The organism is Pantoea stewartii subsp. stewartii (genome assembly GCF_008801695.1).
GTDB lineage: Bacteria > Pseudomonadota > Gammaproteobacteria > Enterobacterales > Enterobacteriaceae > Pantoea > Pantoea stewartii.
Window position 1 is genome coordinate 14,168 of the sequence record NZ_VZPF01000025.1, and the last position, 14,784, is coordinate 28,951.

Annotated in this window: 15 protein-coding genes; 8 read left to right on the forward strand and 7 right to left on the reverse strand. The window is 53.9% G+C overall.

Features of this window, described 5'->3' with window-relative positions; translation table 11 throughout:
• Nucleotides 1-35: 35 nt before the first annotated feature.
• Nucleotides 36-1,118, forward strand: coding sequence for an acyltransferase family protein (locus F7Q90_RS09145; RefSeq protein WP_006118893.1), 1,083 nt, complete (start codon nucleotides 36-38; stop codon nucleotides 1,116-1,118).
• 446 nt (nucleotides 1,119-1,564) lie between these two features.
• Here F7Q90_RS09145 and F7Q90_RS09150 read toward each other — a convergent pair whose 3' ends face one another.
• The 3 genes from F7Q90_RS09150 to pth form a co-directional block, all read right to left on the reverse strand.
• Complete coding sequence (locus tag F7Q90_RS09150) at nucleotides 1,565-2,740, reverse strand: tyrosine-type recombinase/integrase (RefSeq protein WP_006118894.1); 1,176 nt, start codon at nucleotides 2,738-2,740, stop codon at nucleotides 1,565-1,567.
• 214 nt (nucleotides 2,741-2,954) lie between these two features.
• A complete protein-coding gene (gene ychF, locus F7Q90_RS09155) occupies nucleotides 2,955-4,046 on the reverse strand; it encodes a redox-regulated ATPase YchF (RefSeq protein WP_006118895.1) in 1,092 nt (363 codons plus the stop codon).
• A gap of 107 nt (nucleotides 4,047-4,153) precedes the next feature.
• On the reverse strand, nucleotides 4,154-4,741 hold the full coding sequence (gene pth / locus F7Q90_RS09160; RefSeq protein WP_006118896.1) for an aminoacyl-tRNA hydrolase: 588 nt from the start codon (nucleotides 4,739-4,741) through the stop codon (nucleotides 4,154-4,156).
• A 258-nt stretch (nucleotides 4,742-4,999) separates the two neighbouring features.
• Between pth and ychH the strand changes: the two genes are divergently transcribed.
• Nucleotides 5,000-5,275, forward strand: coding sequence for a stress-induced protein YchH (gene ychH, locus F7Q90_RS09165; protein WP_006118897.1), 276 nt, complete (start codon nucleotides 5,000-5,002; stop codon nucleotides 5,273-5,275).
• Here ychH and F7Q90_RS09170 read toward each other — a convergent pair whose 3' ends face one another.
• The 4 genes from F7Q90_RS09170 to lolB all read right to left on the reverse strand — a co-directional run bounded on the left by F7Q90_RS09170 (nucleotide 5,276) and on the right by lolB (nucleotide 9,209).
• A complete protein-coding gene (locus F7Q90_RS09170) occupies nucleotides 5,276-6,424 on the reverse strand; it encodes a GGDEF domain-containing protein (protein WP_006118898.1) in 1,149 nt (382 codons plus the stop codon).
• A 220-nt stretch (nucleotides 6,425-6,644) separates the two neighbouring features.
• Complete coding sequence (gene prs / locus F7Q90_RS09175) at nucleotides 6,645-7,592, reverse strand: ribose-phosphate diphosphokinase (protein WP_006118899.1); 948 nt, start codon at nucleotides 7,590-7,592, stop codon at nucleotides 6,645-6,647.
• A gap of 136 nt (nucleotides 7,593-7,728) precedes the next feature.
• Nucleotides 7,729-8,586 carry a 4-(cytidine 5'-diphospho)-2-C-methyl-D-erythritol kinase gene (ispE, locus tag F7Q90_RS09180; RefSeq protein WP_006118900.1) on the reverse strand — a complete coding sequence of 286 codons (858 nt, stop codon included), beginning with the start codon at nucleotides 8,584-8,586 and terminating at the stop codon, nucleotides 7,729-7,731.
• Nucleotides 8,583-9,209, reverse strand: a complete 627-nt coding sequence (gene lolB / locus F7Q90_RS09185) for a lipoprotein insertase outer membrane protein LolB (protein WP_006118901.1) — start codon at nucleotides 9,207-9,209, stop codon at nucleotides 8,583-8,585. The genes ispE and lolB overlap by 4 nt, the downstream gene beginning before the upstream one ends.
• Before the next feature lie 216 nt (nucleotides 9,210-9,425).
• On the opposite strand from lolB, the gene hemA reads away from it, so the two are divergent.
• Genes hemA through kdsA form a run of 6 tightly spaced genes read left to right on the forward strand, consistent with a single transcriptional unit; the run spans nucleotide 9,426 to nucleotide 14,764 of the window.
• On the forward strand, nucleotides 9,426-10,682 hold the full coding sequence (gene hemA, locus F7Q90_RS09190; RefSeq protein WP_006118902.1) for a glutamyl-tRNA reductase: 1,257 nt from the start codon (nucleotides 9,426-9,428) through the stop codon (nucleotides 10,680-10,682).
• A gap of 42 nt (nucleotides 10,683-10,724) precedes the next feature.
• The gene (gene prfA, locus F7Q90_RS09195; protein ID WP_006118903.1) at nucleotides 10,725-11,807 is read left to right on the forward strand and encodes a peptide chain release factor 1; all 1,083 of its coding nucleotides are present in this window, start codon (nucleotides 10,725-10,727) and stop codon (nucleotides 11,805-11,807) included.
• Nucleotides 11,807-12,649: a peptide chain release factor N(5)-glutamine methyltransferase gene (prmC, locus tag F7Q90_RS09200; protein ID WP_006118904.1), complete on the forward strand. Its 843-nt coding sequence runs from the start codon at nucleotides 11,807-11,809 to the stop codon at nucleotides 12,647-12,649. The genes prfA and prmC overlap by 1 nt, the downstream gene beginning before the upstream one ends.
• A 30-nt stretch (nucleotides 12,650-12,679) precedes the next feature.
• Nucleotides 12,680-13,078: a SirB2 family protein gene (locus tag F7Q90_RS09205; RefSeq protein ID WP_006118905.1), complete on the forward strand. Its 399-nt coding sequence runs from the start codon at nucleotides 12,680-12,682 to the stop codon at nucleotides 13,076-13,078.
• Nucleotides 13,075-13,884 (forward strand): invasion regulator SirB1, encoded by an 810-nt coding sequence (gene sirB1, locus F7Q90_RS09210; RefSeq protein WP_006118906.1) that lies wholly within the window; start codon nucleotides 13,075-13,077, stop codon nucleotides 13,882-13,884. Before F7Q90_RS09205 ends, sirB1 begins: the two co-directional genes overlap by 4 nt.
• 25 nt (nucleotides 13,885-13,909) lie before the next feature.
• Nucleotides 13,910-14,764: a 3-deoxy-8-phosphooctulonate synthase gene (kdsA, locus tag F7Q90_RS09215; RefSeq protein WP_006118907.1), complete on the forward strand. Its 855-nt coding sequence runs from the start codon at nucleotides 13,910-13,912 to the stop codon at nucleotides 14,762-14,764.
• Nucleotides 14,765-14,784: the final 20 nt, after the last annotated feature.

Consider the following 14,784-nt stretch of genomic DNA (forward strand, 5'->3'; position numbering starts at 1 on the left):
TCTTCACAAATTCATCGCGCTGTCGGGACGTTATAATGACTCACTCCAGGAAGGAAATCCTCTGGATCAATACCCTCAAAGGAGGGTGCATTTTACTTGTCGTACTGCATCACGCCATCATCACCACGTTCGCACCCTCGCTTCATCATCTGACCGCGGGTCTGCTACCGGCACAAGGATGGGTGGCGTTTAATACCTGGCTCTCGCCGTTGCGTATGCCCGCTTTCTTCTTTGTGTCTGGGTTGCTGGCCGCTAACGCGGTCGTGAAGAAAAGCTGGCAGGAAGTGTTTACGAAAAAATTCAGCAATATTGTTTACCTCTACCTGCTGTGGGGCGTGATTCAGTGGCTGAGTATCCACTACATTTCCACCCATTTAGGCGAACGGCTGTCCAGTAGCAAAAATGCCGCCTATGCGGATTCGCCTCTTGAGTTTATTAAGCTGCTGATGCTGTCGATGACCAGCCTGTGGTACCTGTACGCGCTGGCAGGGTTTTTCCTGGTGACTAAGCTTTTCCATCAACAGAAAAGGGTTCTGCTGGCGGCGGCGATAGCGGCGAACTACGCTGCGCAGTTTAACCTGATCCCCGGATGGGGCCTGGCCAGCGTGGCGCAGAACTCTCTGTATTTCCTGCTGGGCGTATTTTTCAGCGCGAGGCTAATTGAACTGAGCGCCCTCAAGGGACGTCACTGGCTGTGGCTTGGCGCGATTGCACTTGTCGGCATCGCCCATCATGCAGGTGGCATCTATAAAAACCCGTTTTACAGCCTGCTGACGATCGTGTTTGGCATCGTGCTGTGTCGTTTTCTCAATGCGCATTTCAGAATGACCTGGCTGAACGCTATCGGTCGAAATACATTACAAATCTATGTGTTACACCGCATTTTTATCGAACTGCTCGGACTGAGCGCTATCACACTGGCGCTGCATTTCGGCTGGTTCGGCAATGCCGGCTTTAGCTGGGCCTGGGCGCTGCTGATGCCGGTGACCGGTGTGGCGGTATGCACACTGCTGTCGCTGCTGGTCTGGTCGTTACTTAATCGCGGGCCAGGACGTATGTTGTTTCTCCATCCACGCCTGGTCAGTCAGCGTCAGCCTGAAACGCAAACCTTATCCTGAAGATCCGGGCCAGCGCGCTGGCCCCTTTTTCATCTGCCAGATTACCTCTTAGTCGCCCGACATCCTCGCGGGCCGGGAGCCAGGTCAGCGCACGCCTGACTGTGAATCCATTTTTTATCGGGAAAACGGAATAAAAGCGCCTACGTCAGTCCCAGAGGTACGCCTGTTGAAAGCAGGGCAGAGCCTCGGTTTATGTCATAAAGATAATCAGACAGGAAAGGAAAACGCGCTTGCCGGGCGCAGTGTCAATAAATCCTTTTAAGTGTAAAGTACGGTTCGAAACGCACCGCAACGCGGGTATTTAAGACTTTCGCTACATTCAGCAGAAAGAACATACGGAATACTTTTCGCACAAGAGAAGGCGATGTGAATTGCCGTTTCACCGCAGCGGAAATGTGCCGATGATGAGCAAAGAAAAAGAAGAAATTGCCTGGATTAAATAAGTACTAATCGTATTCTGCTACCCACTCGTCCAGCTTATCTGCCCATTCCTGCATCATCGCTTTTCGTTCATCGATGTAAGTTGCATGATTGTACGTGCGGCGAACATTGTTTGTATCAGCGTGCGCTAACTGAGCTTCGATAGCATCAGGTCGATAGCCCATCTCGTTTAAACGTGTACTGCCCGTAGTTCTGGTGGCATGAGGGCTGTAAGTTCCACTCCAACTGAGGCTTTTGAGTAGCTGACGCAGAGAGTGCGATGTCATTGGGCCTAGCGGGTTATCCCTGCCCGGAAAAATATGCTGTCGGTGCCCGGTTAATCCTTGTAGTGTTCTGAGCATGTTGACGGCTTGGGAGGGAAGGGGAATAACATGTTCCCTGCGAGCTTTCATGCGCGTTGCCGGAATGATCCATAGTGCGTTGTCAAGATCGAATTCTTCCCATTCTGCCTCGGTGACTTCGGTTGGTCGCGCCAATGTCCACCACATTAGCCACATGCAATAGTTAACCTGATATGAGCCGCGACTGTTATCAAAACAGCTTAATAGCTTACTGATTTGCTTCGTATTCAATGCTTGTTTGTGCTGTGTCTTATTCGCGGGAAGCGCCTTGCGCACAGACCAGACAGGATCACTATCAGCTCTAAGCGTTGCCACTGCTAACTCGAAAACCGATGATATGGTACGTCGGGCTTCTGCGGCAACAGTTGGTGCGCCGCGTTTAGCAGTTTCCTGAAGAATTTTAAGAATGTGGTGTGAGTTGATTTCTCTGACAGGAAGCTTACCGATTGAGGGAAATACCACACGTTCAAGCATATCCAGTCGGCGAGTTTTAGTTATTTCTGCCCAGTCTTTCATCTGTAACCATTCTTTGGCGATTAGCTCAAATGTGTTTAATGCATCATTGACCTTGCGGATCTTATCTAACTGACGAGCCAGTGCCGGGTTGATTCCATCTGCAACTTGCTTTCTCGCTTGCTCGCATTTTACTCGTGCTTCGGCGAGCTTTACTGCTGGATACTCACCCAACGCAAACATGCTTGATTTACCGTTGAGTTTAAATCGATAACGCCATGCTTTTTTGCCGCTAGGTTTCACTTCCAGGTAGAGACCGTTGAAGTCGTTGAGTCGATAGAGTTTTTCTTTCGACCTAGCAGTGCGGCATTGCGTATCAGTGAGCATAGCGGATCCATGTCTATTTACTAGATTATCATTGTACTCACCTAAAATGATAATGGAAACGATTTGTACTCATCTATGTACTCATTTTAGAATGCGCTTTCATGGAATAACATGGGACAATTTGGAATGAAAAATCCACGCAATGGCGTGGATTTTAAGGGTTTAGGTGGTTTTCATGGGGTGTTATGACACCTCATGAGACAACAAAACTTATTTAGACGTTAAACAAGAAATTCATCACATCGCCATCTTTAACGATGTACTCTTTGCCTTCTGAACGCATCTTGCCCGCTTCTTTCGCGCCTTGCTCACCCTTATAGGTAATAAAGTCTTCAAACGCGATCGTTTGTGCGCGAATAAAGCCTTTCTCGAAGTCGGTGTGGATTTTACCGGCGGCCTGTGGGGCGGTGGCGCCAACAGGGATAGTCCATGCGCGTACTTCTTTGACGCCGGCGGTGAAATAGGTCTGCAGATTCAGCAGTGCGTAACCGGCACGAATCACGCGGTTCAGGCCTGGCTCTTCGATACCCAGCTCGGTCATAAACTCGTCACGATCTTCGTCTTCCAGTTCGGCGATATCAGATTCGACAGAGGCGCAGACTGGCACAACGACAGAACCTTCTTTGGCGGCGATTTCGCGCACTTTATCCAGGTACGGGTTGTTTTCAAAGCCATCTTCGTTGACATTGGCGATGTACATCGTGGGCTTGAGCGTCAGGAAGCTCAGATAACGCAGGGCGGCTTTGTCTTCATCGGTCAGATCCAGCGCGCGCAGCATGCCCGCGTTTTCCAGATGAGGCAGACATTTCTCCAGCGCCGCCTGTTCCGCTTTCGCGTCTTTATCGCCACCTTTGGCTTTTTTCTGCACGCGCTGCAGTGCACGTTCACAGGTGTCCAGATCCGCCAGCGCCAGCTCGGTGTTGATGGTTTCGATATCATCAGCCGGATCGACTTTATTATTCACGTGGATAATATTGTCGTTTTCAAAGCAGCGAACCACGTGGCCGATCGCTTCGGTTTCACGGATATTGGTCAGGAACTGGTTGCCCAGGCCTTCACCTTTTGATGCACCTTTTACCAGACCGGCGATATCGACGAATTCCATGGTAGTCGGAACCACGCGCTGTGGCTTGACGATCTCGGACAGCTGATCCAGACGCAGGTCTGGCATAGGTACAACGCCCGTGTTGGGTTCAATGGTGCAGAAGGGGAAGTTCGCCGCTTCAATACCCGCTTTTGTCAGCGCGTTAAACAGAGTGGATTTACCGACATTTGGCAGGCCCACGATACCGCATTTGAATCCCATGGTTTAATACCCTTTATAGCTGGATGGGCAACGCCTGAACGCAGGCGCCGCCGGAAACGTAAGATAATTTTGGCGCATTATACACAGATTCGCGACAATCGGGGCGATTAGACAGGCTTAAAGGCATGCAGGCGGTTCATTGCCTTAATGCGATCTTCCTTCAGCCACAGTTCGGTGCAGCGCGCTGCTTCATCAATGGCGTCATCGCACAGCTTTTGCTCGCTGGCGGGCGGTTTGCCTAACACAAATCCGGTCACTTTGTTGCGGTCACCGGGATGGCCGATGCCGATGCGCAGACGATGAAAGTTATTATTATTGCCCAGCTTGCTGATGATGTCTTTCAGGCCGTTATGACCGCCGTGACCGCCGCCTTGTTTGAATTTCGCAATGCCCGGCGGCAGATCGAGTTCATCGTGCGCCACTAAAATTTCTTCGGGCGCAATACGGTAGAAGGTCGCCATCGCCGCGACCGCTTTGCCGCTGAGGTTCATAAAGGTGGTGGGCACCAGCAGTCGGACATCTTCGCCCGCCAGCGCCAGTCGCGCCGTATAACCGAAAAATTTGGCTTCTTCTTTTAACGACTGATTGTGCCGCTCAGCCAGCAAATCCAGATACCACGCACCCGCGTTATGGCGCGTGGCGGCATATTCCGCACCGGGATTCGCCAGGCCGACAATCAGTTTAATGCTGCTCACAAGGAATATCCTGCTGTTATCACTAAAGGGCAGTAGTTTACTGTGCCAGGCTGCGGATCACAAAGTGTGAGCCACGAATTATTAGTGTCGGTGATTAATTGTTTTTCATCTAAATCAATAAGCTGTAATTATGCTTTGGTCACACTTATCCTGCTCTGAGTGTGACGAAGTGCACAAATTAGCCTGCTGTCATTGCCTAAACTACTGACAGGTTAACATTGTGTGCGCTCATCGGACCGCACCGTCAGGAGGTGAAAGATGAAACGTCATCACTCACGTATGGCAGGAAATGCCTTAATGGCACTGGGCTTAGTGACCATGGTATTCGGCGTTGGTTTTTCGATTATTAACCAACTTCCCTCTTTAAATCTGCCGCAGATACTGGCGCAGGGGGCGATGTTTGGGATTTTCTTTGGCGCACTGTTATGGCTGGCTGGTGCCTGTATTAGCGGTCGTGAGAAAGTCGAAGATCGCTATTACTGGGAGCGGCATTATGGCGATAAACGCTGCCGCCGCAGCCACCACTCGTCATAATCACGTTCCCGGCAACGTCAGGCAGGGTTGGGTTCGGTTTCTGCCTTTGGCTTTTGCCTGATAGAGCGCTTTGTCAGCCAGCGCCATCAGTTCGCCAAAATCAATGTGGCGATTGTCGGCGGTAGAGAAGCCAATGCTGACGGAATAGGGAATCTGCCCCGGTCGGGAAAGGTGGATCGCCTGGCGCACCTGCTCGCACCAGACGTTAGCCTGCGCTGACTTCATCGGCAGAAGGGCGGCAAATTCTTCGCCGCCCAGTCGCGCAAAGCGCGCCCCTTCAGGCAGCATGCCGGACACACGGTGACTGAAATCAATAAGAACCTGGTCGCCCTGATGATGCCCGTAGCGGTCATTAATACCTTTAAAATGGTCCAGATCGAATAACACCACCGTCAGCGCTTTATTCTGCTTCTGACAGGCTTTAATCATCACCTCGGCGCTGGTAAACAGCGCACGACGGTTCCAGATATTGGTCAGAGGATCGTGCAGTGAAGCCGCTTTCAGCGCATTGCGCGTCCGCTTATTGACCATCGCCAGAATCGTCACGGTAAACCCAATGACAAACAGCATGGATTCCATAATCACATAGACGGAGAAATTCGAGCCGCTTATCGCGCCCTGAACGCCAACCGGGCGGGAATTATCCAGAAATATGCGAGCCACATGGAATATCAGGTGAATCCAGAGCAGGAGCTGGGCAGGCCAGAACGTTGCATCCATATGGCGCCGCGCCAGCCAGAGAAAATAGATAAGCGCTCCGGTATACCCGATGCAGAGCAGGCAGAGCACCAGTACGCGCAGCGATAAGCTGTAATAAAATCCCGGAATCAGGCAGAGCAGTGACCAGATCAGCGCCCCGACCAGACCACTCATCCCCGGCTGCTTACCGCAAAAGGTGCGAAACGCGCTGAACAATCCCCCGTAAGCCAGCATAAGCAACACGTTGCTCATGGCCACCGGTAAAAACTGATAGCCCTGGCTGCGCAGGCTACTGAGAATAAAGGCGACCAGCGTCAGTAAAATGGCCACGCAAACATAGCCCAGCGTGCGATCGTAATGCGAACCGACCCAGGCAAATGCCAGGATCAGACTCATAAACCCCAGTACGTAGAGTTCGCAAATAAATAACGTATAGACGTCGAGGTTCATAGTGGAAAACGATCGCAATAAAAAGTGCGGGCAAAGTACCACTCAACGCAGAATGGCAAAAGAGCAGATAAGATAATTTCAGCGAAAGAGTTTTTCGTAGTAAGCGTGACAATAACGGCGGTGACTCATAACGAAAATTTCTGTGAATCAAGCAGCTTTGTCGGAAGGGGAGAGGTACAGACAAAAGAAAAGGCCGGACAGCGTGTCCGACCTGCGAAGATTAGTGTTCGAACATTGCCGAAATGGACTCTTCGTTACTGATGCGGCGAATGGCTTCTGCCAGCATGCCTGACAGCGTCAGGGTACGGACGTTTGGCAGCGACTTCATCTCTTCGGATAACGGAATGGTGTCACACACGATAACCTGATCGATGACAGATTTACGTAAGTTTTCCACCGCGTTACCGGAGAAGATAGGGTGCGTCGCGTACGCGAACACGCGCTTGGCACCGCGCTCTTTCAGCGCTTCCGCGGCTTTGCACAGTGTGCCGCCGGTGTCGATCATGTCATCGACCAGCACACAGTCACGGCCCGCAACGTCACCAATGATATGCATGACCTGAGAAACGTTCGCACGCGGGCGACGTTTGTCGATGATGGCCATATCGGTGTCGTTCAGCAGTTTCGCAATAGCACGGGCACGAACCACGCCGCCAATGTCAGGCGAAACAACAATCGGGTTTTCCAGGCCAATCTGTAACATATCCTCCAGCAAAATGGGACTGCCGAAGACGTTATCAACCGGGACGTCGAAGAAGCCCTGGATCTGCTCAGCGTGCAGGTCAACCGTTAAAACACGGTCAACGCCGACGCTGGAAAGAAAGTCAGCCACGACTTTGGCGGTAATAGGCACACGCGCAGAACGCACGCGGCGGTCCTGACGGGCATAACCAAAGTAGGGGATAACAGCGGTAATACGACCAGCTGAAGCACGACGCAGCGCGTCGACCATCACGACCAGTTCCATCAAATTATCATTGGTGGGAGCACAGGTGGACTGGATGATGAAAATATCACCACCGCGTACATTTTCATTAATTTGTACGCTTACTTCGCCATCACTGAAACGACCGACAGCGGCGTCGCCCAGGCTGGTGTAAAGGCGGTTGGCAATACGTTGTGCTAGTTCCGGGGTGGCGTTACCAGCAAAAAGCTTCATATCAGGCACGAGAAGAACCTCAGGCTTTGCGTCCAGAGAATGAACGTCATGACAGTAACCGGCGAATACTGTCGTGATCGTTCACACGGGTATGTGAGTGCGAAACGTGCTGTATCTGGAACAGGGTGACACAGTCACGCTATCGCTAATCGCCTTGCAGAGTGCGCTGTAACGGCGAGACGTTAACGCCTCGGGCTACAAAACCGCGCACCCATGACGGGGCAAGTTCCAGCACCTGGCGAGCAGCGTACTCGGTGTCAAATTCAGCAAACACACAAGCACCTGTCCCTGTCAGGCGCGACGGCGCGTATTCTAGCAGCCATGAAACAAGCTCATCAACCTCACGAAAACGTTTTCTTACTACTGATTCGCAATCGTTAAGAAAGGGGGCCTGTAAAAGTGCTGATAAAGTGCGCACGGGCGTGTCACGGGGAAGTGCCGGATCGTTAAAGACCACTGGCGTGGCCACGCTGACGCCGGGATGGGCAACAAGATACCATTTTTCGGCAGGCGATGCGGGAGAAAGCACCTCGCCGACCCCTTCGGCGAAGGCGGCGTGCCCTTTAACGAACACCGGGACATCCGCACCCAGTTTCACGCCCATCTGTGCCAGTTCCGTCGGCGAAAAACCGGTTTGCCAGAGATGATTAAGCGCCACCAGAACCGTAGCGGCGTCAGAAGAACCGCCACCCAGTCCACCGCCCATTGGCAAACGCTTTTCAATAGCGATCCGCGCACCCGCCTGTGCCGGTAGCGTTCCCTTCTCCCGGGCAGCCGCCTTAAGCATGTCGGCGGCACGCACGATCAGGTTTTCAGCATCCGGCACGCCGGACACGGGTGTGAGAAGGGTAATGGCATCGCTCTGATTGGGAACAATCTCCAGACTGTCGCCATAATCCAGAAACTGAAACAGAGTTTGCAGGTTATGGTAACCGTCCGCCCGGCGCCCGGTGATGTACAAAAAAAGGTTCAGTTTTGCCGGAGCAGGCCAGGTGGTGATCATTTCAGCGTCCAGCTATCCATACGTAACTTGATGCGCTGATCGCCTTCTTTCAGCTCCAGGCTGGCCGGCAGCGCAGGGGTGACGTTGCTGTCGTAGCCGGCGATGGTCACCTGCCAGGTCTGGCCATCATGCTGATAGTTCAGGCTGCGCAACTGATACTGATCGTTAAGCTGGTAGTCGGTCGCATCGCCCGGCAGGCCCATCATCCACTGACGCAGGTTGGTCAGCGGAATATCCATGCCGGTCAGCTGCGAGATCATCTTCTGCGCATCGTTGCTGACATAGCGTTTGCCCTGGCTATCCACGATCTGCACCACAGAACCCTGCGCATCCAGCTGCAGTTCTGTGCTGCCTAACGGGTTGGTTAACAGCAGACGATAACGGTCAGGTGCGGTCTGCTGCCAGTTGAAGCGGGCATAGACTTTTTGTTTGTCCGACAGATAGGCGAACGCGCCGCGCGTCTGGTACTGCGTCACTTTACTGACCGCTTGCTGATGATGTTGCCATTGGGGTGCAGTGGCGCTCGGGCCGGGACCTTGTGGTTTATTGATGCTACAGGCAGCCAGCAGAACAGCACCGGCCAGGGGTAAAAGGCGCAACAGATTGCGTGGGGAAGTAAGCATCAAGTGGTCATCTCCTCGGACTCATTTTTCATTGGTAACAGGTAACGCTAACCATCCGCATTTTAACCGTCAATGCTGTTATACGGCAAAATCGCTATGATCGGCTTAATCTTATTACAGTCATAGCCTTTGTATGGCTTTTCTTGATCTGCTGCATCTTGTAGAATGCGCTTCACAAAACCCTGAGATTATTGGGACAACCCAACCTAAATCGCCATGACGCTGCTCGCTCTCGGAATCAATCACAAAACTGCACCCATTGCTCTGCGCGAACGCGTTGCGTTCGGGCCGGAGTCGCTGGAACAGGCCTTAGACAGCCTGTTATCCCAGCCCATGGTGCAGAGTGGCGTCGTGCTCTCCACCTGTAACCGAACCGAACTCTACCTGAGTGTAGAGCAACAGGTCGATCTGCAGGAACGTCTGGTGCGCTGGCTGTGTGACTATCACCAGCTTGATGAAGAGGATGTACGTAACAGCCTCTACTGGCATCAGGACAATGAGGCCGTCAGTCATCTTATGCGCGTCGCCAGCGGGCTGGATTCGCTGGTGCTGGGCGAGCCGCAGATTTTAGGTCAGGTGAAAAAAGCCTTTGCCGATTCGCAGCGCGGTCATGCACTGAGCAGTGAACTGGAACGTATGTTCCAGAAAACCTTCTCGGTTGCCAAGCGCGTGCGTACGGAAACGGAGATTGGCGCGAACGCCGTTTCCGTTGCCTTTGCCGCCTGTACGCTGGCGCGGCAGATCTTTGAGTCCCTCTCCACCGTCAACGTGTTACTGGTTGGCGCGGGGGAAACCATCGAGCTGGTGGCGCGTCATCTGAGCGAACATCAGGTCAAAAAACTGATTATTGCCAACCGTACCCGCGAACGCGCGGACGCGCTGGCGAAAGAAGTGGGCGCGGAAGTGATTGGCCTTGCGGACATCGACGCGCGCCTGGCCGATGCCGACATCGTCATTACTTCCACCTCCAGTCCCTTGCCCATCATTGGTAAAGGCATGATGGAACGGGCGCTCAAAGCGCGCCGTAACCAGCCAATGCTGCTGGTGGATATTGCGGTGCCGCGCGACGTAGAGCCGGAAGTGGGCAAGTTAGCGAATGCCTATCTCTACAGCGTTGACGATCTGCAGGCCATCATTGAGCAGAACCTTGCCCAGCGCAAAGCCGCTGCGGTGCAGGCCGAAAGTATCGTGGTGCAGGAATGCAGCGATTTCATGACCTGGCTGCGTTCCCAGGGCGCGGTCAACTCTATTCGTGAATACCGTGCTCAGGCGGATGATATCCGCGCTGAACTGGAAGGCCGTGCGCTGCAGGCGCTGCAGCAGGGTGCCGATCCGCAAAAAGTGATGCAGGAACTGGCCCACAAGCTGACCAACCGTTTGATTCATGCACCGACCAAATCTCTTCAGCAGGCCGCGCGCGACGGCGACAGCGAACGCCTGCAGATTTTACGCGACAGCCTGGGTCTCGATTAGGCACACTGCTGTCGTCTTCTGTTACGGGAATCCCACAGTTAAATGAAAACCTCTATTGTTGCGAAACTGGAAGCGCTGCAGGAGCGCCACGAAGAAGTGGAAGCAATGCTGGGCGATGCAGGCGTCATTGCCGATCAGGAACGCTTTCGTGCTTTGTCGCGTGAATATGCTCAGTTGACCGATGTCACGCGCTGCTTCCGCGACTGGCAGCAGAACCAGGATGATATCGAGACGGCTAAAATGTTACTCGACGATCCTGAAATGCGCGATATGGCGCAGGAAGAGCTGCAGGCGGCGCGTGAGAAAACCGACGCGCTGGAGCAACAGTTGCAGTTGTTACTGCTGCCGAAAGATCCGGACGATGAGCGCGACTGTTTTGTCGAAGTCCGTGCCGGTACCGGCGGCGACGAAGCGGCCATTTTTGCGGGTGACCTGTTCCGTATGTATAGCCGTTACGCCGAGTCACGTCGCTGGCGGGTGGAAATCGTCAGCGCTAACGATGGTGAGCACGGTGGCTATAAAGAGGTGATTGCCCGTATTATGGGTGACGGTGCCTATGGTCGACTGAAATTTGAATCCGGCGGCCATCGCGTACAACGCGTACCCGAGACGGAATCCCAGGGCCGTATTCATACCTCTGCCTGTACGGTGGCGGTGATGCCTGAACTGCCGGAAGCGGAGCTGCCCGAGATCAACCCGTCAGATTTAAAAATCGATACTTTCCGCTCCTCCGGTGCCGGTGGGCAGCACGTTAACACCACCGACTCCGCGATCCGTATTACCCACTTGCCGACCGGTATTGTGGTGGAATGTCAGGATGAACGCTCTCAGCACAAGAACAAGGCAAAAGCCTTATCGGTGTTGGGCGCACGTATTCATGCGGCCGAAATGGCAAAACGTCACGAAGCTGAAGCCAGCACCCGCCGTAACCTGCTGGGCAGCGGTGACCGTTCCGATCGTATCCGCACCTATAACTTCCCGCAGGGCCGTGTGACCGACCACCGCATCAACCTGACGCTTTATCGTCTGGATGAAACCATGGAAGGTAAACTGGACAGCCTGATCGAACCCATCGTTCAGGAATACCAGGCTGACCAACTGGCGGCGCTGGCCGGTCAGGATTAATGGATATTCGCCACTGGCTCAAACAGGCGGTTGCCACGCTGTGTGGGGGCGACAGCCCGAAGCGTGATGCGGAAATCCTGCTGGGTTATGTCACAGGCAAACCCCGCAGCTGGCTGGTGGCTTTTGATGAAACCCTGCTCAGTGACGCGCAGTTACAACAGTTGACGGCGTTGCTGGCACGGCGCGCCCGGGGAGAACCGATCGCCCATTTAGTTGGCGAGCGCGAATTCTGGTCGCTCCCGCTGAGGGTTAGCGACGCCACACTTATCCCGCGGCCGGATACCGAGATCCTGGTTGAACAGGCGCTGGCCCGATTGCCTGCCGCACCTGCGCGCGTGCTGGATCTCGGCACGGGCACCGGTGCCATTGCCCTGGCGATTGCCAGCGAACGGCCCGATTGCACCGTGATCGGCGTTGATCGTGTCCCTGCTGCCGTTGCGCTGGCGCAGGATAACGCTGCGCATCTGGCGATAGCTAACGCGACGTTTGTGCACAGCCACTGGTTTGCACAGCTCACCCCGACCCGATTTGATCTTATCGTGAGTAATCCGCCTTACATTGATGCCAGCGATCACCATCTGGAGGAGGGCGATGTGCGTTTTGAACCGCGCAGCGCACTGGTGGCAGATGAGGCGGGCATGGCCGATCTCCGGTGGCTGATCGCACAGTCACCCGCCTGGTTACAGCCGGGTGGCTGGCTGCTACTGGAACATGGCTGGCAGCAGGATGAGGCGGTGCGTCAACTGATGTGCCAGCACCACTATCAGGCGGTGGACACGGTGAAGGATTACGGTGGCAATCCCCGGGTCACATTTGGGCAGACCGCGCCGATACCGGTATAGTGCCGCAACGTAAAATCACAGGGATGAATGATGTTTACTTATTACCCACTGCTAAAAAACCTGCATCTGCTGACCGTGGCGATCACGGTTTCGCTGTTTCTGCTGCGCTTCTACTGGCAGCGCGTTGGCGCAGCCATACTGCAACGCCGCTGGGTCCGTATTCTTCCACATGTCAACGACACGTTGCTGCTGCTGAGCGGCACAGCGCTGGTAATGCTGACCCACTTCTATCCGTTTTCACCTCAGGGAAGCTGGCTGACGGAGAAGCTGTTAGGCGTTATTATCTATATTGCCCTTGGGTCCGTGGCGCTGAGCCGCCGCCCTCGTTCTGATCGCACCCGCTGGATAGCCTTTGTGGTCGCCTTAATCGCGCTGGTGACGATCATTAAGCTGGCACTGAGTAAAATGCCGTTATTGGGGATAGTATGAGCTCCACCGAACAACTCGATTACAGTGAAACACCGCTCTGTGAGGCGGTGATGGGTGCAACCAAAGCCATTCGCACCGATTTTCCGACCCTGTCGGTCGAACAACAGTTAGCGGCGTTAGTGGCTGAAGCCCGGGATTACGTCAGCGACCAACAGGATGCGGATTTAAAGCTCGAAAAGCTGCTGGAGCTGTTTTACAAGCAGTGGAAATTTGGCGGTGCCAGCGGCGTGTATAATCTGTCTGATGCACTCTGGCTGGATAAAGTGCTGAAAACCCGTCAGGGATCCGCCGTGTCACTGGGCGTGATTCTGCTGCATATTGCGGCGGAACTGGAACTGCCCCTGATGCCGGTGATTTTCCCGACGCAGTTGATTCTGCGCGCCGACTGGCTGGATGGCGACAAGTGGCTGATTAATCCCTTCAACGGGGAAACCCTGGATACGCATACGCTCGAAGTATGGCTGAAAGGCAATATCAGCCCGCTGGCGCGTCTGTATGATGACGATCTCGATGAAGCCAAAACCGTCAGCGTAATGCGCAAAATGCTGGATACGCTGAAAGCGGCGCTGATGGAAGAGAAGCAGATGGAGCTGGCCCTGAACGTCAGCCAGGTGTTGTTGCGCATTGACCCGGACGATCCCTATGAAATTCGCGATCGGGGATTAATCTATGCACAGCTTGAGTGCGATCATATCGCGTTAACGGACTTAACCTACTTCGTTGAACAGTGTCCTGAGGATCCGGTCAGCGAAATGATTAAAGTCCAGATTCACGCAATCGAACAAAAACGCGTGACGCTGCATTAAGCGTCACCCCAGATAAGGAAAGGGCATGACACAGAAAGTTGTCAGTATTGGTGATATCAGGGTCGCAAACGATCTGCCATTTGTTCTCTTCGGCGGCATGAACGTGCTGGAATCCTACGACCTAGCGATGCGCATCTGCGAGCACTATGTAAACGTGACCGACAAACTCGGCATTCCTTACGTTTTCAAAGCGTCTTTTGACAAAGCCAACCGCTCCTCCATCCACTCTTACCGTGGCCCCGGCCTGGAAGAGGGCATGAAGATTTTCCAGGCGCTGAAGCAGGCCTTTGGCGTGAAAATCATCACCGATGTGCACGAAGCGGCGCAGGCTCAGCCTGTGGCGGATGTTGTTGACGTGATTCAGCTGCCGGCCTTCCTGGCGCGTCAGACCGATCTGGTTGAGGCGATGGCGAAAACGGGCGCGGTGATTAACGTCAAGAAGCCCCAGTTTGTCAGCCCCGGTCAGATGGGCAACATCGTGGACAAGTTTGCCGAAGGCGGAAACGACAAGGTTATTCTTTGCGACCGCGGCAGTAACTTTGGCTACGATAACCTAGTAGTGGATATGCTGGGTTTCAACGTCATGAAAAAGGTGACGAATAACTCGCCGGTGATTTTCGACGTGACGCACGCGTTGCAAACCCGCGATCCTTTCGGTGCAGCCTCAGGCGGACGCCGTGCTCAGGTGGCCGAACTGGCGCGTGCCGGTATGGCGGTGGGCATTGCGGGCCTGTTTATTGAAGCCCATCCGGAGCCGGACAACGCCAAATGCGACGGTCCGTCGGCGTTACCGCTGGATAAACTGGAACCGTTCCTGGTGCAGATGAAGGCGATTGACGATCTGGTGAAAAGCTTCCCGGCACTGGACACCAGCAAATAAGCCGCAGTGCAGACGAAAAA

Bases quoted from the DNA above. Each gene is read 5' to 3' on its own strand.
- F7Q90_RS09145 (WP_006118893.1), top strand. From the start codon at position 36: ATGACTCACTCCAGGAAGGAAATCCTCTGGATCAATACCCTCAAAGGA.
- F7Q90_RS09150 (WP_006118894.1), bottom strand. From the start codon at position 2,740: ATGCTCACTGATACGCAATGCCGCACTGCTAGGTCGAAAGAAAAACTC.
- ychF (WP_006118895.1), bottom strand. From the start codon at position 4,046: ATGGGATTCAAATGCGGTATCGTGGGCCTGCCAAATGTCGGTAAATCC.
- ychH (WP_006118897.1), top strand. From the start codon at position 5,000: ATGAAACGTCATCACTCACGTATGGCAGGAAATGCCTTAATGGCACTG.
- F7Q90_RS09170 (WP_006118898.1), bottom strand. From the start codon at position 6,424: ATGAACCTCGACGTCTATACGTTATTTATTTGCGAACTCTACGTACTG.
- ispE (WP_006118900.1), bottom strand. From the start codon at position 8,586: ATGATCACCACCTGGCCTGCTCCGGCAAAACTGAACCTTTTTTTGTAC.
- lolB (WP_006118901.1), bottom strand. From the start codon at position 9,209: ATGCTTACTTCCCCACGCAATCTGTTGCGCCTTTTACCCCTGGCCGGT.
- hemA (WP_006118902.1), top strand. From the start codon at position 9,426: ATGACGCTGCTCGCTCTCGGAATCAATCACAAAACTGCACCCATTGCT.
- prfA (WP_006118903.1), top strand. From the start codon at position 10,725: ATGAAAACCTCTATTGTTGCGAAACTGGAAGCGCTGCAGGAGCGCCAC.
- prmC (WP_006118904.1), top strand. From the start codon at position 11,807: ATGGATATTCGCCACTGGCTCAAACAGGCGGTTGCCACGCTGTGTGGG.
- F7Q90_RS09205 (WP_006118905.1), top strand. From the start codon at position 12,680: ATGTTTACTTATTACCCACTGCTAAAAAACCTGCATCTGCTGACCGTG.
- sirB1 (WP_006118906.1), top strand. From the start codon at position 13,075: ATGAGCTCCACCGAACAACTCGATTACAGTGAAACACCGCTCTGTGAG.
- kdsA (WP_006118907.1), top strand. From the start codon at position 13,910: ATGACACAGAAAGTTGTCAGTATTGGTGATATCAGGGTCGCAAACGAT.